Here is a 19,363-nt window from a genome sequence, read left to right as displayed (position 1 = left end):
ATGACATTTATGAGTAAATTAAAACGTATTGCAGTATTTTGCGGCGCAAGCAGAGGGAAAGATAAAGTTTATATGGAGCAAGGCTATGCTTTAGGTAAATACATGGCAGAAAATGGTTATACTTTAGTCTACGGTGCCGGCTCTGTCGGTGTAATGGGCGCAATTTCTAATGGCGTCTTAGATAACGGTGGAGAAGCGATTGGTGTGATGCCGAAAAGCTTAGATGATAAAGAAATTACGAGTCAACGCTTAACAGATTTAGTATTAGTCGACTCTCTTCATGGTCGCAAAGCTAAAATGAGTGAATTAGCCGATGCATTTATCTTAGCACCTGGCGGCGCTGGTTCACTTGAAGAGTTCTTTGAAACATATAGTTGGGCACAAATCGGTATCCACGATAAACCGATGGCAGTTTTTAATATCAACAACTTTTTCGAACCGCTTCAACAACTCATTGAATCTATGATTGAAGCTGGTTTCATTGATGATAAATATCGCGGCTTAGCTCCGCTTTATGATAACTTAGATGATTTATTCGACGGTTTAGAACACTATCGTTCTGTCGGTACACGTACTTATGATTAACACTTCTAAATTAAATAACATACTTATGTTCATTCAAAACAAAAAGCGAGAAACGTCACCTTGAGTTTCTCGCTTTATTCATTCAGCTTTTTATAATATCTGACTTGTGTTTTTAATGGATGAGCTGCTGACACATTCGGTAATTCATAGTCTTCTAAATATGTCATACCGATTTTTTCCATCACTCTTCTTGAAGCCATATTTGTTTTGGCTGTTAGACTATAAACTTCTTCGATACCTTTTTCTTTGGCATATTCAAGCACTGCTTTTGCCCCTTCTGTTGCGATACCATTGTCCCAAACCTCAGGTATCAAACGCCATCCAATTTCAAAGAAAGGCAGATCTTTAAATGGATACTGACTGCGTTTAGGGAGATAATTCAATCCGATAAAGCCAATCCATTCTCCGCTTTCTTTCAATTCTACCGCAAATAAACCAATGCCTGATTGTTTCAGTTGTTTCTGCATCGCCTGCATATCCAATTCAGAACGGCGATAGCTTAATATACTTGGGAAGAATCTGCGAACTTGTCGATTCGCATTCATTTTTTGAAATGGCAATAAATCTTTATCTTCCCAATCTCTTAACTTTAAACGTTGTGTTTCCAAATATACACTCATTTGATTCCACCTCGTACACCCATTCAATCTCTTGTACTCTATCTAAAAAATCGATATACAAAAAAGCACTTTAGTAAAGTGTTCTCTAATCATGATAGTAATGCAAAGCGATATGACTTCACTTATAAGCGCCTTTTTGTATACTTTATAAGATTGTCGAAATTACTTATAGTTGCGATTATGCTTGAGGAAATTCAGAACGCGTATTATAACTGATTAATTGAACAGTTACAGGCACTTCTTGTAAACGATCACGTTCGCTTTTAGGTGCTGTAAATACTACGTCAACAAAATCGCCTAAATGACTTAATTTATAAGTTGCTTCAAATGTATCTGTATCTGATTCAAAATTAGGCTTTTGCGCAACTCTGCGTCTTACTTGTGCTGAAGGCGCATCATGTTGGTAGCCTGTAATTTTTTCGATGGCTTTGCCGACTTCTCTTAAAGTCATCTTATTACCTTCTAATTCAAAAAATTGTTGTTCGTACATGATTCAATCGACTCCTTTAGTTCGTTTATCCATTACCTATTTAATACCCTTCTGACTTTTCAAACAAACGCTTAAGACGGTTTGTTTTCTTTCTTGTCAGAATGCGGTGTGTGTGATTTTTGATCACTTTCTTTTGTTGTGTTAGATGACGTTTTAGCTGCTTTTTCCTTTTTATCTTTAGCTTCTTGTTCTTTTTTAGCTTTGTCTTCTGCTTCAGATTGTTGTTTTGCTCTTTCTGTCGCAACTTTATCTTTCACTTCATCTTCTAACTTATCTACACGTTCTTTCACTGATTTTTGTTCTTTTTCCAACTTCTCTTTTTTATCTTTCAACTGTTTGTTTTCTTTCTCTAGTTGTTTGATATCATTCTCAAGCGCTGTCTTCTCGTCACTTTTACCGCAAGCACTTAACATTAAAGTTGAAGCTAACAGCACCATCATCACTTTTTTCATGTATCTTTAACTCCTTTTACCATGAATCCAACGCCTATGTAACGTCAATTTGCTATGTATATTTTACCATGTATCCGGCTTCGCTCATAGTTTCCACGCATACACTAAAAAAAGAAAGCGAGATATTGCTTCAATCATTGATTTATGCGCGCAATTTAGTCATAATATGCTTGATTGTATAATATGAATCGGAGGGCAAAAGCAATGGCTAAATCTACAGAACAATTGATGCGCGAAAATAACGTAAAAGCGTTGCATCTTAATAATACAGACCGCGAAATTTTCGAAAGCTATATGACTTATATTCGTGCTGATTTACGCGTCAACCCTCATGATTCTGAATTAATGTTGAATCGTATTTTAAAAGAACTGCTAAAATCAGAAAACCAGGGTATGTTAGCCATGGATTTCTTTGATCATAATCCTCGTGCGCATGCGAAAGAAACGATTAAAAAACTAAAAAACGAAACGGTACAAAATATTTTCAAATATATTTGGCATCACATTTTGTTTTTACTTGGTATTTTTGCGTTCTTTAAAGGATTTATAGGCTTCTTCATAGGTGAAAAACCTATCTATTATTTCACATTCCCAATCATCGTATTAATGGGATTATTTATCATCTTTTTATTCGTATGGTGGATTTTTAAAACGGTACAAATACAAGCTTTCAATAAGTCTAACTGGGTTTGGCTTTTAACTTATGCGGTTATTTTCGGCTTAATTGCGCTGTTATTTTATGTCTTATATATCCCGCAATCTTATCCTACATTTGGTCCGTCCATCCATATTGGTAATTGGACATTTATTATTGTCTCATTCATCATCACGCCAATTGCGTTTTATGTCGACCATCATTTTGTGAAGAAAAACAGCAATACTTATTTATGATAAATTAAAAAACAGCCTCAAAAGCAGGATTATCTTTGCTTTTGAGGCTGTTAGTGTTTGCACTATTTCTCAATAATTTAGTTAATTAAAATTGCTAAGAAGAACCAAATGACCATAATGATCATGACCATGGCTTGAGCTGCAGTGCTTGCTAAAAAGCCGACAACTGAACCAAAACTGGCTTTAAGTGCAGTCATTGGGTCACGTCTTAATACCATTTCTACAATAAACACTGCGATTAACGGAACTAAAATAATACCGAATGGCGGGAAAACAAAACAACCGACAATCACACCGATTAAAGCTGTGATTTCCCCTGCTTTAGAACCGCCAAAGCGTCTAGTGAAGTATTGGCTCATCATCAGATCAGCCACAAAAATAAAGATTGTTAAAATAATCATTGAGATATAAAAGACCCAAGATAATTTTCCGTTATGAAAACCGATTTGATAAATTAAAAATCCAATCCACATCATTGGCATTGATGGGATAACAGGTTTAATCAAACCAATAAATGCGGTAACGAAACACGCAATAATCAATAGCCATAAAATTGTTGCTAGCATGGTAAACCTCTTTCTTATTCAATAAATTTCTGCTCTTTCGTAAAGAAGATTAAAATCATTCCTAATGCTAAAGAAGCAGCGGATACATAGAATACATTCCCTAATCCTACGATTTGACTCATCACACCGCCAAGTAAATTCCCACATAGTTGACCTATTACAAGCGCATTCGCAAAGAGTGTTGAAGAATAACCCGGGAAATCAGGCAGGATGTCTTGGAAGTAACTGATACCAATCCCTAATAATACCGCTAAAAACATTGCTAAAAAGACTTGTCCAAGCATCATCATATAAATGTTATCAAACACTCCGATACTGAAGAAGAAGAGTGCACCAAACAATGCGCCGAATATCAATAAGGTTCTTGTTTCAAGTTTCGCAGACAAAACACCTAGGATAATCATAAATGGCACTTCTAAGCCTGCACACAAGCTCGCAAGCACTCCGACATAGTCTTCACTCTCATGAAGATAATTCGTCACAAATAGAGGCATATTAAGCGTGTACATCCACTGTCCAATATGCAGTAAGATAAATGCAACAAATGGTACGATTAACTTCTTGTGTGTCAACATACTTGGGGCTTTACGCTCGATATGTGTCCCTTCTTCAATTGGGCGATTTGTTTTCACTTCTTTAAAGAAGAAGACTTGAAGTAACAGTGTAAATAATAAAATAACTACTGTACCGCCGAACAAACCGGCATAGCCCATACTTTTATTTAACAAAGCTCCGATTAACGGACCAAATAAGAATCCGAACGAGAACATAGAACGTAATACTGTATTAGCAAATTTTGCACGACCGCGTGAAGAGGATGCATTAATAGATTCACGAGCTGAAGCATAAAGTTGAGGCATTGCAGGTGCGAACAAACCTTGGAACAAAGCATATAACGCAATATACAGCCAGATTGTATGAACATAGAAGTAAATACCGAAACTCATTGCGCCCATAAACAGCGCACCGATAATTAAGACTTTACGGTTTACATTCCCTCTGTCAGAAAAACGTGCCACAATGGTATTAACAGTAAACTGACTGATTGCGGCTAGTGCTAATAAGACACCGAACTGAGTAGTTGTCATACCAAGTTCATTTGTCGCAAATAAAACAAGATAAGGAATCGTAATCGCAATCCCCATACCGACCAGCATCATATTAACTACGAATAATTTATAATTTTTAATGTGCAGTAACGCTGCAAACATAGTCTAACCTCTCTTAAAACTTATTTAGATAATCTCTAGTTTAATCAATTTTCTTACCTTTTGGAATAGATGTACAAAGATTTCCATTAAAACAGCATATAATTTCAAAAAGCGGCGTTTCTATATAGAAATCTTCACACAAGAGAAAAAGACACCCTAGCTAGGATGTCTTATTTACACATCAGTTAATTCTGCGGAGCTTTCGCAATATCATTTACGACTAATTCTACAAATGATTCCACTTGTGGCAATTGCAACATACTAGAATCGTAACTTAGATAGGTTGAACGCACTAACGGATGTGTTTCTATATCAACTTGCTCAAAGTCAAAGCGTTCTGTGTCTAAATCTTTTACCATAATTTCTGGTAATACAGTTACACCTACACCGCCGACTAACATTTCTTTACAAGTCGCAACTTGGTCTACGGATATCATCGCATGATAATCACGTCCTAAATTACGACCATACCATTCTTTAATCTGGTTAATATAAATCGGATCAGCTTGAAACTCAATAAACGGCAGTTCTGGTGCTTTATCTCTTTGACCCTTAGGATAAATAAAATAATGTTTATCATTAAACAAATGCTGATTGTTCAAATTCAAAATCTTGCTTCCACGGATAATCATCACGTGATAATCACGATGATGCGCTTTTATATGATCAGTAGAACCTACTTTTACTTGAATTTCAACATTGGGGTATTGATCGTTATAGTGACTAAGTATTTGGGGTAATAAAGTTTGGCCGATTAAAGAAGAGCACCCTATAGAGATAGTGCCATTTACTTCGCCCATATGTGCTTGCATTTTATCAAAAAATAAACGCTCGCGCTTCAACATGTCGCGCGCATGTTCAATAACCATTGCACCTTCAGTTGTAGTGATCAACTGCTTCTTAGTACGAATAAAAATATCAACGCCGAAGGCACTTTCTATGGCCTTTAATCGTTGTGTTACAGCAGGTTGAGAAATATAAAGAATTTCAGCTGCTTTACGCAATGTACGTGTTTCATCTAACGTGATTAACAAACGGTAATCCTCAATCTTCACGTTTTATCCTCCTACTTCCTTCAATCCTTTTCTACTATGAAATAAAAACCATGCGGCAGTCTTATGACAGCGACAGCATGGTACCTTTCATACAAACACTCTTTCACACTGTGTGCTGGGTTCTCCTGACTGTTATCCTCGGTGATGATGCGTCGTATGTTTATCGTTTAAATACTTATGTTTAATCTTATTATAGCAATACATGATATTTTCTTGCATACTTGGAAAATCATGATCAATCTTCATCATTAACTGATGTGCAATGATGTATGCTTCGTGATATTGTTTCTTCGAAATTTGTTTTGTTTCTAATGCTCGTAATAAATCATCCTCGTCAACCAACTCATATTCTCCATTAGGCAATACAATAACATCTAAGCATAAATCTACTGTGCGTGCTTTACCTTTTTGCGTGATATTTTTAATATTGATATCGAAATAATATTCAAGTGGGTTGCCTTTTTCATCTAGCATCACTGTTATACTGTAACGTTTCTTATCCGGTACAATTTGAAGCCATTGATAGTTATCATCTGCGACTATCATGGTTTTACCGACGACAGAAACTTTTAAAGGTTCCTTTACTTTCTTCATTGTGATTAAGCCAATGATTCCTTTGAATTTATTATTATTCACCTTAACTTCAGTATAATCTCTTTCAATCAGACGACGCCAGTGACGTTTGTCGATGTATTTTACTTTCACTGTCACCAACTCCTTGACATTATTATATAAAACTGTCACATACATGTCACTCAATGTTTGATATTATTAAAAGTATTACACAAATTAAAAGCTCTTTTTACAAGTTGTACACATAACAATGGAGTCCTGTAAGTAAAACAGAAATAGCTTACAACAATAGAAAGGACCGTACTTTCAGCTGATAAGTACGGCCCCTTGTTTTATATCACACTATTTATTCAGTGCTTATATTAAGTTTTAATTACTTTTAATTTTTCCTAAAAAGAAACTGTTTACTTCGCTTAATTTACCTCTCCAAATCAACTTACCACTTGAAGGTGTAGGTTTATTCTCACTGATAAAGATACTTGTATCTTTTAAGTGAATATAATTGATTTCATCGTTATCACTTTCAGCGGCATAGTCACCAGCTTCATCTAAGTCTTCGCTAAATTGTTTAGACGTTGCATTGCCGCCTTTAAATGATTTGCTTAATGTTTTAAAGTATTCTTTCGCTGAAATCAATGTACCAGTCACAATGGCACCGTCGACTAATAACGAAATATCTAGAGTAAAGTCGTCTTCGTTTGCGGCTTTTACAAATGATTCAAGAATATCATCTTTAGATGTTTGTTTGTTACTCATTATATCATTCCTCTCGTTTAATTATCTGTCACCTGTGTCATCATGACTTTCTATCCACGTTCCAGCTTTTTCTTCAGACGTTTCTTCTTGCTTCTTAGTGGTCTGTGTTTTTTCTTTTTGCCTAGAAGAGGTTTCTTCTTGTTCTTCTTGAAGTTTTTCTTCAGATTCTTTTTCATCTTGTTGATTTGTTTTAGTTTCTTGTCTTTCATTTTCTTCAATTTCTTCTGATTGTTCGTCATCACTATCATCCTTTTTGAACAGGCTTGCCGTTGATGTTTTCAAGCCTTTGAGTTTTGCTCTGGCAACTTGGTTGAATTGAGTGTCTTTTTCTTTTGAACCCTTCTCTTCCTCGTTGTCTTCATCTTTAGTTTGTTCAGGTTCAGTTGGCATCTTTGAGTTTTTAGATTCCCCCGTTGCCTTTTCTTTACTATCATTTTTTTCGCTTTCATCATCTTCATCAGATTGATCATCTGATTTAGAATCATTAGCTTTTTTATTTGATGTAGATTTCTTAGGCTGCTGTTTTGTTTTCGAATTAGACTCTTCATCTTTTGAATCCTCAGAATCAGGTTTTACATTATCTGCTTTTTTAGACTCATCTGATTCAGTTGAATCTTCCTCAGCTTCGTCTTTGGATTCCTCATCGTCTGATTTACTATCTTCTTCGGATTCTTTTTTCTCATCTGAAGCTTCATCTTTATCATCAGAAGTGTCATCAACTTTAGAATCTTCAACTTGATTTTTGGACTCTTCAGCCTCATCGTCTGATTCTTCTTCTGATTGATCAGATTCATCTGTTTCTGATGTCTCATCATCTGATTTTGATTCAGACTCTTCTTCTGGCTCGGATTTTTCAGAAGTTCTTTCAGCTGATGCTTTTGATGTTTTCTCATCCGCTTCAGGTTCTTCTGATGCTTCTTCGTCTTTTGAAGTGTCTTCTTTAGAATCTTTTGCTTCGTCTTCTAACTCTTCAACCTCATCATCTGATTCAGATTCTTTTGACTCGTCCTCATCTTTTGAAGTATCTTCTTTAGAATCTTCAGCTTCGTCTTTAGACTCTTCAGTCTCACCCTCTGATTCTTCTTCTGATTCCTCAGGTTCACCTGTTTCTGAAGTGTCATCTTCTGATTCTGGTTCAGACTCTTCTTCTGATTCTGGTTTTTCAGAAGTTTTTCCGGCTGATGCTTTTGTAGTTTTTTCATCCCCTTCAGGTTCTTCTGATGCTTCTTCGTCTTTTGAAGTGTCTTCTTTAGAATCTTCAGCTTCGTCTTCGGACTCTTCAGTCTCATCGTCTGATTTATCTTCTGATTGATCAGATTCATCTGCTTCTGATGCGTCCTCGTCTTTTGAAGTGTCTTCTTTGGACTCTTCAGCTGCGTCGTCGGATTCTTCTTCTGATTCGTCAGGTTCATCTGCTTCTGATGTGTCATCTTCTGATACTAATTCTGTCTCATCTTCCGGCTCAGATTTTTTTGATGCTTTTTTATCCGCACTAGTTTCTTCTGATTCATCAGTGTCTTCATCTTTCGATGTGTCATCTTCTTTTGACTTAGATTTTTTTGATGCTTTTTTATCTTGTTCATCGTTCTCTTCATCTTCTGAGTCTTCATCATCATCTGACTCTTCTTTATCAGATTTATGCGATTTGAATCTATCGAAGAATTTCTTTTTCTTCTTACCTTTAGGCTTATCGCTGTCTTCGTCTGCTGAATCATCTTCTTCAGTTTCTTCGTTGTCTTCTGTATCTTCTACTTCCTCTGTTTCAGATTCATCAGTGTCATTTTCATCGTTGTCTTGATCGTTTTGATTTTCTTCATTTTCTCGATCATCTTCACCTTGGACTAATACTGTTGTGTTTTCTTCTTTGTCTTCATCTTCTTGAATGTCGTGTGATTTTTCTTCGTCGGGTGCTTTTTTTTTGAAAGGATTGTTAGGAGAAGGTGTTAAGCTGCTTATTTTTTTCTTAGTTGTATGACCAAATTCTTTGGCAGTCCCTTTTAATACAATTTTACTTAATTCTTTTACGATTTTCTTACGGCTCTTAGGAGCCGTAAGATAACCGAAAGAAGCCCCTACTAATCCACCAGCTATGGTTTTGGTTAAGTTGATTTCACGCTTTTGATTCTTTTTTTGTTTTTTTCTAGATTTTTTACTCATCCTTATCCTCTCCATCTAATTGCTTATCGGATGCCTTTTTGGTTGAAGCATTTTTAGCTGTAGACTTCTCTGTTGAAGGTGCTTCATTTTGTTCGTTGAGTTTATTTTCTAAAGCTTCAACTTTCTTTTGTAGTTCTTTGTTTTCAGCTTCAGCATTTTGTTGTTCTGCAATTTTCATGTCTGTAGCTCTAGATGTGAGATACGGATCTGTTTCCCACCAATCTAAGCCCATTTCTTTAGCCTTATCAACTGAAGCTACGATTAAACGAATTTTGATGGTCAATAATTCGACATCTGCGATGCCGACTCTGATATCTCCGGCGATTACGACACCTTTATCTAATACTTTCTCTAATACATCTACTAAGTTACTAGAACCGTTTGAAGCAGGAGGCAGTTGTTCATTTGCCATAACTTATTCTCACTCCCTTAATCAAATTCATAACGAACTGTTACATAAGTCTTCCTAAAGGACCTAAGTCGATGTTTAAATCTTCATCGTCTAGTCCAAATACGTCTTTCAGTTCTTCCATTTTTTCTTCTAAATCCATTAAGGCAACACCTAACTCTTCGATTTGTTCGTCAGTCAGTGTTCCGCCTTCTACACGTCTGATGGCATGGCGTTCTACAATTTTTCTCAATAACTCAATTACTGTCATTACTAATTGCGCTAATCCATCTTCTGCATTATCTTGGCCTAAGTTGATACGTGAGCTATTATTATTCATCTGTGGCATCTAGAAGTTCCCTCCTTTGTTCATCAAATGCTTCGGAAGTAATATCATGTCGACGATTGCCCATAGAAGACTGTACTAATGTTTCTACTGAAGAAATCAAAACACGTAAGTCTAAATAGACTAAGTCTATATTGGCAATCGAAATGATTAAATCTCCTCTGATCGCAACACCTTTATCGAGAATGACATCTAAAATATCAATGAGACCGACTTCTTTGTTTTCTATAGTTTCTCTTGTCGACGGCATCTCTATCCACCTCCATATTAGTTAAAGCTAGAAAAATGGTAGGCAGGCCAAGGTCCAGCGACTTCTATATGCCATCCTTCTTCAGGTAATTCATTTTTAGTGTCATCAATGACTTCAAGAAAATCATTTACCTTTTCATTAGGTACAAGATAGACACTGTTATATACCATTTCTTCTTCTAAACCTGTTACATCTCTGCCCCAATTCTTTTTAATTGAGAAATCAACAGCTAATGCTTTGAGGTTTTGATGTAAGTCTTCGCTGACTCGGTCTTTTTCATTTTCTAACTCTTTATCAACGATGCTGTCAATTTTCTTTTCCGCAAAGAAACGACGGCCGCGTGGCAAGTCTTTGATTTCTTCACGTTTTTCTTCAACAGCTTTGTTATTTTTGCTGACTTCTTTGCGAAGTTTCTTATCGTTTGTATAAATTTTAACTGTCCATTCTTCTTTATCTTCTAGGAAATTGAAAGTGGCAGTAATTTTTTCGCTATAACCTTGAATTGTTGATTTCAAACTGTCTTTTGTTTTGTAAATCGTACAGAACTTCAATGGAACTAAAGTAAAGTTTTGATAAAGTGTTTCAATCGTTTCATGATGATGAACAGCTTTCTTCTGTAGCCATTCCATATCATTATCGATTTTATCTTCGATTACTTCTTCTGAATATTCATTCCCATCTAAATCACATACAATTGCTGTGATTTTATCATCAACAGGAACTGTATATAAGCTGCCTTCACCATCAAAACCAGTTAGGGAAGGAAGGTCTTGGTTTTCTAGTTCCGCTTCTGGAACAAGTGCATATAAATATAACAAGTTTTCCATTCGCTATTCATCTTCCTTTTGTTATATCATTGCTTCTGCTTCATCAATTTCTTTTTGTTTAGCCGTTTCATAACGTGCTAATAATTGTTCTTCTTTTTCCTTGTATTCGTCTTCTGGTATCTCACCTAGTTCTTCTTGCATTTGTAATTGAATTAATTTCTTTTCAATTGTCGGAAGGTCATAAAGTTCTTTGTCCGCTTCATCTTTGACTTGTTCTGCAATTTTTTTCAATAACTTAAGTGAGCCATATACTATCATTTTATGATCCCTCGATATTAAGACGGATATTCACAAAGTTGTAAGCGGCCCATGGACCTGTGTACTTGAACTCTACTTTGTCTTCCCATTTTTCATAGAGTTTATTTACTAAATCATCAAAGGCTTGATCATTTTTCTCATCAACTAAAAATGCTGCATTTAATAGCATTTTCTCGCTTTGAGGTTCATTCGATTTAGCAGATGCACTCAACTCTGCGAGCGGTTCATAAATATCCGCTTCTATTTTATTAGATAATTGCTTGAAAACATCTTGTGTCGCAGAACCCAGTTGAATACGTTCATAGTAGCCTGCATCTTCTGATTTGCTGCGTACTGATTTTGCCATTTCCTGTAATTTAGGGTCGTCATTCACTACTGACTCTAACCACTCTTGTTTGCCAATGACTTTTAGTCCTAATTCAAATTTTCCTTTGATTTCAGGGAATAACGTTTCAAATTGCGGGTACAATTTTTCAAGTAAAGCTTTAACATCGTCTTTAGACTTAAATACGTTACCGAAACTGATAGGAATCACTGCATCTTTTTCTTTCATAACAGTCGCCACAACATTTTGGTGCATCATTAAATTATCTTTCTTCGGTGCATAAATCTTCATCGGAACTTCTGCAGCAACAATAGCTGCATCTTTATATCTGATTGTGAACAACTCACGATTTTCACCTTCTACTTCAACAGTTCCGAAATCGTCGTTTTGATCTGTCTGTGTTCCACAAAATATATAAATCCCTGTTTCTTCTTGTGCCATAAGCTTATCTCCTTTGAGTACCTAGTATTAGTGTCCTTTAATTAAAGCGTTTATTAATTAACTACCGTCTACTTTACTTCTGTAACGAATACCTTCACGTTTAAATGAAGTGACTTCGCCATCTTTATCTAATACAACGCTATACGTGCCAAGCATTTCATCTTTCGCGTAACGTTTCATATATTCTTTCTCTTCAATCACTTCAACTGTCGCAGTCCAACCTGATTCATCGCCTTCACGTTCTTCGATTGAAGTAATTTTGAAAGGCGGTGCTACATTTTCATTGAAGAATTCTCTAATTTTACTCATAAGTTCTTTGATCGTCATAATTATCCTCCATCAATCTTATATAGTAAGAGATGACGACAACATTCCGTCGCCGCCTCCCTTTTAATTTAAAAATTAAACACTATATTTTGATTTTTTCTTGTCGTCTGCTTCTTTTGTTTCTGCTTCTTCTGGTTCACTTTGTTGAGAAATTTGTTGCTGTTGGTTCGTATCTCCTGAAAGTTGTTCTTGTTGTTGGCCTGGTAAGCCTTCTTCTTCAACTTCATCACGCAGTAAGCCTACAGCTTCTGCATATCTTAACCAAGTATCTACGCTGGCAATTACGATTCTTGCTTCGATAGTTAAGATTTCGATACCTACTACTGAAACTCTAACGTAAGCATCAATAACGATACCTTTATCTAAAATTCTGTCGATTACTTCTGCTAAACTAGACGTATCTGCACTTCTTTGTACTGAACTCATAATGTTCAATCCCCTCTCAAATTGATATTGTTTTCATTCGTTAAACTTTTAATGTTTCTTTTAGTTGTCAATCAATGTTGATTTATTATCTTCTACTCCCTTAATGTCTGAGGCATGTTTAATGTCGTTGTAGCTTTTAATGTTAGAAATACCTTTGATATTTTGAACACTTTTGATGTCTTGAACACCTTTGATTTTTTTCTTGCTGTTGCCGGACTCATCTTTGTTGATTTTTTCTTGGAATGCTTCCCCAGCTTCTTTGACTTGTCCTAATTTATCACGTGTCTTTAACAGGGCGCCTTGCATTTTGTCTGTTGCTTTATCTGCAACTTCAGGCACAACTTCTTGGTTTTTCTCTTTCACTTGTTGTAATTTGCCTGCTGCTTGATCTGCTTTATCTTGAACGCCTTCTGTTATTTTCTCTTCCATCATCTCGTGTGCTTTATCTTTTAATTTATCTTTTGCTTTATCTTCAATTTCGTCAGGAGTCTTTTCAATTGCTTTTTTTGCCACTGCACCAGCAGCTTTTTTCACCATTTTATTAGGCATTGTAGACCTCCTTTAAATTGATATTTTCTTTTTTGATAGAAACCACCTTTGACTTATCAATAAATAAAATAAATAAAGATGTCTAAGATGTTTTTCTGTACATTCTTATCGTTTGATTCAAAGGATGTCTGAATACCTTTAAATTATTTATTGTTTTTAGTTGAATATTCGATTTAGTTGTAAAATCTATTTTCTTTCATGTTAATTACAGTACCACTTTGAATTTAAACTCAAACACAATTACAACTTTTGAAACATTCTCTTAATCTACATTACAATCATTGTATTGACGTTTAACATCTTGAGGTTTTGAAAGTGCTTGTATTACTAGTTAAAAAAGGTGCCAGTTTTTTTAACTGTGCACCTTTTCGATTGAACGTTTAACCAAAGTTTATTTTTTACGGAAAAGAGATTTCTTACGTTTTTTCGATGTTGTATATTGATCTAATTTATCTTCTAAAAATTGTAAACGTTGTTGCAATGTTTCATTTTCGGATTTCAATAACTGAAACTGTTTCTTATTTGGTTTCTTTTTACGTTTTTTACCTTTAGTATTTTTACTGAATAACCTAGCATTTTTCTTACCTTTTTTGCCTTTTTTCTTCTTATCATCACCAAAGATAGAGTCTTTTAAATCAGAAGCTTTATCTTTTAATGATGCATTTGAAGCATTCTTTTTAGTATAAAGTGCTTTTTTATCTTGCTTAGGTTTTAAGACATAACCAAGACCTGCACCGACTGCTCCCCCAGCCACTGTGCGGTATACGGGACTAGATGTCCATTTTTTCTTCTTAGGTTGTAACTTTTTAGTTTTTTCTGTCTGGTTTTTAATTTGTTTGCTCATACTGTTTTCCCCTCTACTTTCTTAATGTTTTTACAGTAACTCTTCAAAGCGATCTTCTAAACGACTGATAGCTTCTTTAAGCTGTTCATTTTCTTCTAATAATGCTTCGTAATATTCTTCTTCATCTAACTCTTCTTCGTCTTCATCATCGTAAGCATCGTCTTCATCTTCTACGTATGCTTCTTCAAATTCTTCATCATCTTCATAATATTCTTCGTCTTCGTCCTCTTCATCGGGCTTTTGAAAAAAATCGCGGGTTTTATTTTCAATATTCATCGCGATGTAGGCTTTAATATTTTCTTCAGTAATTTCATAAACATCTGAAGCAATATTTTGGAATAACTCTGATTCTTTTACACGGTGAATCATATTTTGAGTGCCTTCTCGTCTATAGAACCAGCCGAAAGTTGCGCCGAACACACCGCCTACAATAGCATCAGCGACATGAATGTTTTTATTGCCCTTGTTTTTCTTCTTTTTAATATTTACGCCCTTTTTATACCTGCTCACGATAACACCCCTCTCTCTTTAATTGGTATTATTGTTTTTACCCTCAACTCTAATTTACAAACAAATCATTTTCGTATTCATTTATACTTTTTAGGTAAAACGTATTTTGTATTTTATTTTTATCGATTGAGAATTAGCCTGTAAGATAAAAACTATTTACCAATAAAATCCTCTCCAATATTCGCTTTAAACATTTAAACTTCATCAATGCGAATAGATTAAATAGCTGATTCGTAAGACGTATTAAATTCTAGGTGTTACCCTAATATAAATTTCTGCTATAGTTAAAATATTTCGAGATACAAAAAAAGCACTTGTTTTAGCTTGGGCTCGTTCCCAAAATCTAAAGCAAGTGCCTGGTAAAACATAGATTCAATTTTAAAATCAATCAATAGTTTCTAGTGCATAGTGTTCAATCACTTCAATCAAATGAGGATAAGCTTTTTTAAGTTCCGCTTGATCAAACATTTCAAAATGCTCAAACATGAAACCTGGTTGGCACATACATCCAACCAGCGCATAGCCTTTTTCATCTTTAATCGAAGATGCAAAAATTGTACCTGCAGGCACAACGTGTTGTAGCACTTCACCCTTTGTTTTATCGGGTCCAAGGTCTACCGCTTCATATTGGCCATTAGGATAAATCATATGCACTGTTAAAGTGTTACCATAGTGGTAATACCAAATTTCATCTGCATCTATACGATGAAAATGTGAGATATTATCATCTGTTAATAAAAAATAAATACTCGTATAAGCTGGACGTGCTTGTCCTTCTTCTTGGCGTTCAGCTTTAATAATTTCTTTATAATAGCCGCCTTCTGGATGCGGTAATAAATCTAATTGGCGCACCCATTCCGATACAGAATGTTCCATTACTTAATCCAAGTCCACGTTATGATAAACGTTTTGAACATCTTCTAAATCTTCTAACGCATCGATTAAGCCTTCTAAAGTTGCTTTGTCTTCATCTGATAATTGGATGTCGTTTTGAGGTAACATTTCAAATTCAGCAACTTCGAATTCTTCAACGCCGCTTTCTTTTAAAGCTTCTTGTACTTGTGCAAATTGATCTGGTTCAGCATAAACGATAGTTAAATCACCGTCTTCGACAACATCTCGCACATCTAAATCTTTTTCCATTAAAACTTCTAAGATTTCATCTGCAGATTTGCCTTCAAATGCGAAAGTACCTGTATGTGTGAACATATATGATACTGAACCTGATACACCCATGTTACCGCCATTTTTACCGAAAGCAGCACGTACATCTGATGCAGTACGGTTAACATTATTAGTCAATGCATCAACAATCAGCATTGAACCGCTAGGACCAAACCCTTCATAACGTAATTCATCGTAGTTTTCATCATCATTACCTTTTGCTTTGTCAATCGCTCGGTCGATGATGTTTTTCGGTACATTATACGTTTTTGCACGTTCAAGCACTAAACGTAATGCTTGGTTCGATTCTGGATCAGGTTCACCAGATTTCGCAGCTACATAAATTTCTTTACCGAATTTCGCATAAATACGACTTGTATTTTTATCTTTTTGGGCTTTTTTCTCTTTGATGTTATTCCATTTACGTCCCATACTTCCATCTCGCTTTCGCTCTCAATTTTTAACATCAACTATTATACATGATTTCACGCTTAATATATAGTTATTGAAAACCAAGTTCCCCTTTTGTGCATAATTACTTTGAATCCTCATAAAAAAACAGCCCAAAAACCGGGCTGTTCATCCACAATATTATATCTCTCTAGTATGGGGTGTTCAGATGTATTATCAACCTAAAAACTTATCAATGTCTTTAAGCATTTGATCAAGTTTTTCTATGTTTTTATCATCCATATAAATATAAACCTTACGTTCGTCAGACTCAGAACGGACTTTGCTGACACGGTCTTGATTGACTAGTTTACGAATGGATGCCAAAACTTTAGTTCGGCTAATTTCAAATGAATCTGTTGCAATCTTTAAAAAGGGCTGCATTAACATCTTTTCTTCGGTGCAATTCTCATGAACACAATTAAGTATTACAAAGTCATTCATGTTGATTTTATATGTTTCTTCAATGAAACGTGTCAAATCCATAAATTTTTTGTATTCATTGAGCAATTTCTCTAAGTTACTTTTTTTCAAAGTATACGCCTCCAGATTTTATATCGATATAATACATTAAGTATGAATATTAAAACTCTAAAAGTCTTTAGTGTTTCCCCACATTGTCTTTGCAATTTTCCTAAGTACGACAAATTGAATTGTATAAAATACAATTACCTTTTATAAACTTCAATCTATTTCGTTGTTTTATATAAAGAAATCAATTGCAATGAATTATATTCAACATCAACACTCAATGTGCCATTGTTAAAGTTGTGTTCAAATACATCAAACTTTGGATTATTGGCGTTTTTTATCTTACGTTTTAAATCTTTTGGCCATTTAAATGTAGGCATGATATTGGGTGAAATAATCTCCTTGATATTACCGTGTTTATAATCTGTTACTTCACGTGTTACCAAATAATTGTCTCTTAAACTTTTATCTTTAAAACCGATATAGAAACGATGACAACTTTGATTACCTTCATGTATTTCATTTTCAATAATACGCCAGTCATAGACGATAATACTGTAATGTTCATCCCCACGTGTCATGAGACAAGCATCATCTTCATAGAAATAAAACGTCTCAAATCCAGACAGTTGTCTATATAAAAAATACAGTGTGGTCTTGAAACCATTTGTATCAAAAAGAAATGCGATATTCGTATCAGTACGTTGATATAAATCCACGCCGATTCCAGATAAAATACTATAAAAGCGCATAAACATATACATCATTAATGGTGTGCTATCTAAGAGACTCATATCTTCATTCAATAATTTCCTATTCGGAACATTAAGCAGTATATATTTACGTTCTTCTAAATGAACTTGTTTCATAACTGACTGCAGCGCATTCAAATTGACTAGTTGTTTCATCGGCATTTTTTTATAAGATTTTTCCAAATAAGGATGTTTCAACTTTTCATTATCAATAAAGAAATAATCAAAATTCACTCGTTTAATTGGGAGTTCTAATGCTTTAAATTTTTCAGGATCATTAAACAATTTAGTAACATCTAGGTTAAAATTAACATTAAACCCAATTTCTTTAATTCTCATTTTTTGTATATAGATGTCTTTCAATGATTGATTCTGCAAACTAAATGTTATCGAAATCTTAGATGTATCCTTTTTAAGATCTGCATAGGCTTGATGATCTGTAAATGCACGTGACTGTAATAATTCATGTTTCACATAATCAATATCTTCTTTTGATTCAAGTTCAAAAGCTACTCTCGCATTGCTTTGATAGATAGTATCAAGCATAGCAACTAGTTCACTCGTGCTAAAATGTTGATGAATCGTTGGTATACTTGGATGGATTAAGAACATCACTTCATCATCGAAATCAAAGATTTCTTGATGCCTGTGATAAACCATCACTTCCTTCAATTCTTCAAGCGTGCGAATTTGAATCGTCATCACAAACGGACGTGTAGGAGAATAGATGGGATTATTATTATCTACATAAATAATGTTCTCTTTATCTTCTGTCCAGTTCTTCAGTATGTCTTTGATTTTCTTTAAATATACTTTTTTACCTTGTTCACTGACTTCAGAATCTTGATCCTTTACTAAATAACAAAGGTCTTTACTCAGCTTAGATTTATGTCTGTAGTCATTAGGCGTGGTATCTAAATGACGTTTAAATTTCCGATAATAACCACTGAAATTACTGAAACCTACTTCTTCAGAGATATCCAAAATTTTTCGGTCAGTCGTTACTAACATTTCTATAGAAAGTCCAATTCGTAATGTTTCAATATAATTTCTGAAACCCATATTAAATATTTTATAAAAGGAAGAAGAGAGTGTTGTCGGAGAAATATAAACTTCTTTAGCTACTGTCTCTAAAGTCAGTTTCTCTCCAATATGTTCGTTGATATAATCTACGATTTTCTTTTCTCTATAATCTAGCGATGCAATTAACTGGTGTGACGTATGTTTGATTTCAACACTCGCCTCTTCAATTAAAATGTCGCATATCTCACTAATACATTTTTTAATCAGTTCTTCTGTTAAGGTTTCTTCAAGATACTTTTCCAATAAGATCAACATTGCTTTTTCAATTTTACTGTTCGACTGAACCATTTGAATATTAAAGCAATAATTAAAAAAAGCGAAATCCTTCTCAAGGAACCAATCACTCGCAACATAAACCATCATCATCTTTTTGTTTTTCGAAACTTGAAAAACTTCATTATGGTTGATGAGACAAACCGTGTTATTTACTGTTTCAACTTGAGCGGACCTTTGGATTTCTGCTGTATCGTTTACTGGCCAAAGTAATAACACTCCATCATAACAACGATTGGCTGGCAAATTTTCAGCTGCGTATAAATCGATAATACTACTTCTCATTTATATAACCTTTAATAAAATAAGCTGTTTTAAGTCGT

General features: G+C 34.7%; 25 protein-coding genes and 1 pseudogene. 2 read left to right on the top strand and 24 right to left on the bottom strand.

Going from position 1 to position 19,363, the window contains the following annotated elements; genetic code table 11:
* Positions 1 to 9 precede the first annotated feature (9 nt).
* Entirely contained in the window at positions 10 to 585 is a 576-nt protein-coding gene (locus tag CD112_RS05190; protein WP_002481470.1) for an LOG family protein, read from the top strand.
* Between the two features lie 74 nt (positions 586 to 659).
* Here CD112_RS05190 and CD112_RS05185 read toward each other — a convergent pair whose 3' ends face one another.
* The 3 genes from CD112_RS05185 to CD112_RS05175 form a co-directional block, all read right to left on the bottom strand.
* The gene (locus CD112_RS05185) at positions 660 to 1,205 is read right to left on the bottom strand and encodes a GNAT family N-acetyltransferase (RefSeq protein WP_002481469.1); all 546 of its coding nucleotides are present in this window, start codon (positions 1,203 to 1,205) and stop codon (positions 660 to 662) included.
* 178 nt (positions 1,206 to 1,383) lie between these two features.
* The gene (locus CD112_RS05180) at positions 1,384 to 1,695 is read right to left on the bottom strand and encodes a hypothetical protein (protein ID WP_023015425.1); all 312 of its coding nucleotides are present in this window, start codon (positions 1,693 to 1,695) and stop codon (positions 1,384 to 1,386) included.
* Positions 1,696 to 1,766: 71 nt separating this feature from the next.
* Positions 1,767 to 2,147: an SA0632 family lipoprotein gene (locus tag CD112_RS05175; protein WP_002481467.1), complete on the bottom strand. Its 381-nt coding sequence runs from the start codon at positions 2,145 to 2,147 to the stop codon at positions 1,767 to 1,769.
* A 204-nt stretch (positions 2,148 to 2,351) separates the two neighbouring features.
* Here CD112_RS05175 and CD112_RS05170 point away from each other — a divergent pair, with 204 nt between their 5' ends.
* Positions 2,352 to 3,038 carry a DUF1129 family protein gene (locus CD112_RS05170; protein WP_103363954.1) on the top strand — a complete coding sequence of 229 codons (687 nt, stop codon included), beginning with the start codon at positions 2,352 to 2,354 and terminating at the stop codon, positions 3,036 to 3,038.
* Positions 3,039 to 3,115: 77 nt separating this feature from the next.
* On the opposite strand, the gene CD112_RS05165 is transcribed toward CD112_RS05170, so the two are convergent.
* The 21 genes and pseudogenes from CD112_RS05165 to CD112_RS05065 all read right to left on the bottom strand — a co-directional run bounded on the left by CD112_RS05165 (position 3,116) and on the right by CD112_RS05065 (position 19,325).
* Entirely contained in the window at positions 3,116 to 3,604 is a 489-nt protein-coding gene (locus CD112_RS05165; RefSeq protein ID WP_002481465.1) for a DUF456 domain-containing protein, read from the bottom strand.
* 14 nt (positions 3,605 to 3,618) lie between these two features.
* A complete protein-coding gene (locus tag CD112_RS05160; protein WP_002481464.1) occupies positions 3,619 to 4,815 on the bottom strand; it encodes a sugar efflux transporter in 1,197 nt (398 codons plus the stop codon).
* Positions 4,816 to 5,000: 185 nt separating this feature from the next.
* Complete coding sequence (locus CD112_RS05155; RefSeq protein WP_023015426.1) at positions 5,001 to 5,870, bottom strand: LysR family transcriptional regulator; 870 nt, start codon at positions 5,868 to 5,870, stop codon at positions 5,001 to 5,003.
* 132 nt (positions 5,871 to 6,002) lie between these two features.
* Entirely contained in the window at positions 6,003 to 6,575 is a 573-nt protein-coding gene (locus tag CD112_RS05150) for a ribonuclease FAU-1 family protein (protein ID WP_002481462.1), read from the bottom strand.
* 237 nt (positions 6,576 to 6,812) lie between these two features.
* Positions 6,813 to 7,199, bottom strand: coding sequence for a gas vesicle accessory protein GvpU (gvpU, locus tag CD112_RS05145; RefSeq protein ID WP_002481461.1), 387 nt, complete (start codon positions 7,197 to 7,199; stop codon positions 6,813 to 6,815).
* Positions 7,200 to 7,220: 21 nt separating this feature from the next.
* Positions 7,221 to 9,356, bottom strand: a complete 2,136-nt coding sequence (locus tag CD112_RS05140) for a YtxH domain-containing protein (RefSeq protein WP_002481460.1) — start codon at positions 9,354 to 9,356, stop codon at positions 7,221 to 7,223.
* Between the two features lie 91 nt (positions 9,357 to 9,447).
* Positions 9,448 to 9,768: pseudogene (locus CD112_RS05135) on the bottom strand (gas vesicle protein); the annotation flags it as partial.
* A gap of 40 nt (positions 9,769 to 9,808) precedes the next feature.
* A complete protein-coding gene (locus tag CD112_RS05130; RefSeq protein WP_231911548.1) occupies positions 9,809 to 10,093 on the bottom strand; it encodes a gas vesicle protein K in 285 nt (94 codons plus the stop codon).
* Positions 10,077 to 10,340: a gas vesicle protein gene (locus CD112_RS05125; protein ID WP_002481457.1), complete on the bottom strand. Its 264-nt coding sequence runs from the start codon at positions 10,338 to 10,340 to the stop codon at positions 10,077 to 10,079. Before CD112_RS05125 ends, CD112_RS05130 begins: the two co-directional genes overlap by 17 nt.
* A gap of 17 nt (positions 10,341 to 10,357) precedes the next feature.
* Complete coding sequence (locus tag CD112_RS05120; protein ID WP_002481456.1) at positions 10,358 to 11,167, bottom strand: GvpL/GvpF family gas vesicle protein; 810 nt, start codon at positions 11,165 to 11,167, stop codon at positions 10,358 to 10,360.
* A 21-nt stretch (positions 11,168 to 11,188) separates the two neighbouring features.
* Entirely contained in the window at positions 11,189 to 11,425 is a 237-nt protein-coding gene (locus CD112_RS05115; RefSeq protein WP_103363953.1) for a gas vesicle protein GvpG, read from the bottom strand.
* A 1-nt stretch (position 11,426) separates the two neighbouring features.
* Entirely contained in the window at positions 11,427 to 12,191 is a 765-nt protein-coding gene (locus CD112_RS05110; RefSeq protein WP_070724559.1) for a GvpL/GvpF family gas vesicle protein, read from the bottom strand.
* Positions 12,192 to 12,248: 57 nt separating this feature from the next.
* Positions 12,249 to 12,518: a gas vesicle protein GvpO gene (gvpO, locus tag CD112_RS05105; RefSeq protein WP_002481453.1), complete on the bottom strand. Its 270-nt coding sequence runs from the start codon at positions 12,516 to 12,518 to the stop codon at positions 12,249 to 12,251.
* Between the two features lie 75 nt (positions 12,519 to 12,593).
* Positions 12,594 to 12,944, bottom strand: a complete 351-nt coding sequence (gene gvpJ, locus CD112_RS13760; RefSeq protein WP_002481452.1) for a gas vesicle protein GvpJ — start codon at positions 12,942 to 12,944, stop codon at positions 12,594 to 12,596.
* A 60-nt stretch (positions 12,945 to 13,004) separates the two neighbouring features.
* Complete coding sequence (gvpQ, locus tag CD112_RS05095) at positions 13,005 to 13,493, bottom strand: gas vesicle protein GvpQ (protein WP_002481451.1); 489 nt, start codon at positions 13,491 to 13,493, stop codon at positions 13,005 to 13,007.
* A gap of 391 nt (positions 13,494 to 13,884) precedes the next feature.
* Positions 13,885 to 14,337 (bottom strand): hypothetical protein, encoded by a 453-nt coding sequence (locus CD112_RS05090; protein ID WP_002481450.1) that lies wholly within the window; start codon positions 14,335 to 14,337, stop codon positions 13,885 to 13,887.
* 30 nt (positions 14,338 to 14,367) lie between these two features.
* Complete coding sequence (locus tag CD112_RS05085; protein ID WP_002481449.1) at positions 14,368 to 14,847, bottom strand: hypothetical protein; 480 nt, start codon at positions 14,845 to 14,847, stop codon at positions 14,368 to 14,370.
* 384 nt (positions 14,848 to 15,231) lie between these two features.
* Positions 15,232 to 15,723, bottom strand: a complete 492-nt coding sequence (locus CD112_RS05080) for a cupin domain-containing protein (protein WP_002481448.1) — start codon at positions 15,721 to 15,723, stop codon at positions 15,232 to 15,234.
* Positions 15,724 to 15,726: 3 nt separating this feature from the next.
* The gene (locus tag CD112_RS05075) at positions 15,727 to 16,443 is read right to left on the bottom strand and encodes a YebC/PmpR family DNA-binding transcriptional regulator (protein WP_002481447.1); all 717 of its coding nucleotides are present in this window, start codon (positions 16,441 to 16,443) and stop codon (positions 15,727 to 15,729) included.
* 195 nt (positions 16,444 to 16,638) lie between these two features.
* Positions 16,639 to 16,995 carry a transcriptional regulator, SarA/Rot family gene (locus CD112_RS05070; RefSeq protein ID WP_002481446.1) on the bottom strand — a complete coding sequence of 119 codons (357 nt, stop codon included), beginning with the start codon at positions 16,993 to 16,995 and terminating at the stop codon, positions 16,639 to 16,641.
* A gap of 155 nt (positions 16,996 to 17,150) precedes the next feature.
* A complete protein-coding gene (locus CD112_RS05065) occupies positions 17,151 to 19,325 on the bottom strand; it encodes a helix-turn-helix domain-containing protein (protein ID WP_002481445.1) in 2,175 nt (724 codons plus the stop codon).
* Positions 19,326 to 19,363: the final 38 nt, after the last annotated feature.

Source organism: Staphylococcus simulans, assembly GCF_002902285.1.
GTDB classification, from domain to species: Bacteria; Bacillota; Bacilli; order Staphylococcales; family Staphylococcaceae; genus Staphylococcus; species Staphylococcus simulans.
Note: the sequence above shows the minus strand (reverse complement) of the source record. Positions and strands in the feature narration are given on the sequence as shown.

Coding starts and splice junctions, on each gene's coding strand:
- CD112_RS05065 (WP_002481445.1), bottom strand. CDS start 19,325: ATGAGAAGTAGTATTATCGATTTATACGCAGCTGAAAATTTGCCAGCC.
- gvpO (WP_002481453.1), bottom strand. CDS start 12,518: ATGACGATCAAAGAACTTATGAGTAAAATTAGAGAATTCTTCAATGAA.
- gvpJ (WP_002481452.1), bottom strand. CDS start 12,944: ATGAGTTCAGTACAAAGAAGTGCAGATACGTCTAGTTTAGCAGAAGTA.
- CD112_RS05080 (WP_002481448.1), bottom strand. CDS start 15,723: ATGGAACATTCTGTATCGGAATGGGTGCGCCAATTAGATTTATTACCG.
- CD112_RS05190 (WP_002481470.1), top strand. CDS start 10: ATGAGTAAATTAAAACGTATTGCAGTATTTTGCGGCGCAAGCAGAGGG.
- CD112_RS05110 (WP_070724559.1), bottom strand. CDS start 12,191: ATGGCACAAGAAGAAACAGGGATTTATATATTTTGTGGAACACAGACA.
- CD112_RS05115 (WP_103363953.1), bottom strand. CDS start 11,425: ATGATAGTATATGGCTCACTTAAGTTATTGAAAAAAATTGCAGAACAA.
- CD112_RS05125 (WP_002481457.1), bottom strand. CDS start 10,340: ATGCCGTCGACAAGAGAAACTATAGAAAACAAAGAAGTCGGTCTCATT.
- CD112_RS05075 (WP_002481447.1), bottom strand. CDS start 16,443: ATGGGACGTAAATGGAATAACATCAAAGAGAAAAAAGCCCAAAAAGAT.
- CD112_RS05160 (WP_002481464.1), bottom strand. CDS start 4,815: ATGTTTGCAGCGTTACTGCACATTAAAAATTATAAATTATTCGTAGTT.
- gvpU (WP_002481461.1), bottom strand. CDS start 7,199: ATGAGTAACAAACAAACATCTAAAGATGATATTCTTGAATCATTTGTA.
- CD112_RS05175 (WP_002481467.1), bottom strand. CDS start 2,147: ATGAAAAAAGTGATGATGGTGCTGTTAGCTTCAACTTTAATGTTAAGT.
- CD112_RS05180 (WP_023015425.1), bottom strand. CDS start 1,695: ATGTACGAACAACAATTTTTTGAATTAGAAGGTAATAAGATGACTTTA.
- gvpQ (WP_002481451.1), bottom strand. CDS start 13,493: ATGCCTAATAAAATGGTGAAAAAAGCTGCTGGTGCAGTGGCAAAAAAA.
- CD112_RS05140 (WP_002481460.1), bottom strand. CDS start 9,356: ATGAGTAAAAAATCTAGAAAAAAACAAAAAAAGAATCAAAAGCGTGAA.
- CD112_RS05165 (WP_002481465.1), bottom strand. CDS start 3,604: ATGCTAGCAACAATTTTATGGCTATTGATTATTGCGTGTTTCGTTACC.
- CD112_RS05130 (WP_231911548.1), bottom strand. CDS start 10,093: ATGCCACAGATGAATAATAATAGCTCACGTATCAACTTAGGCCAAGAT.
- CD112_RS05185 (WP_002481469.1), bottom strand. CDS start 1,205: ATGAGTGTATATTTGGAAACACAACGTTTAAAGTTAAGAGATTGGGAA.
- CD112_RS05090 (WP_002481450.1), bottom strand. CDS start 14,337: ATGAGCAAACAAATTAAAAACCAGACAGAAAAAACTAAAAAGTTACAA.
- CD112_RS05120 (WP_002481456.1), bottom strand. CDS start 11,167: ATGGAAAACTTGTTATATTTATATGCACTTGTTCCAGAAGCGGAACTA.
- CD112_RS05170 (WP_103363954.1), top strand. CDS start 2,352: ATGGCTAAATCTACAGAACAATTGATGCGCGAAAATAACGTAAAAGCG.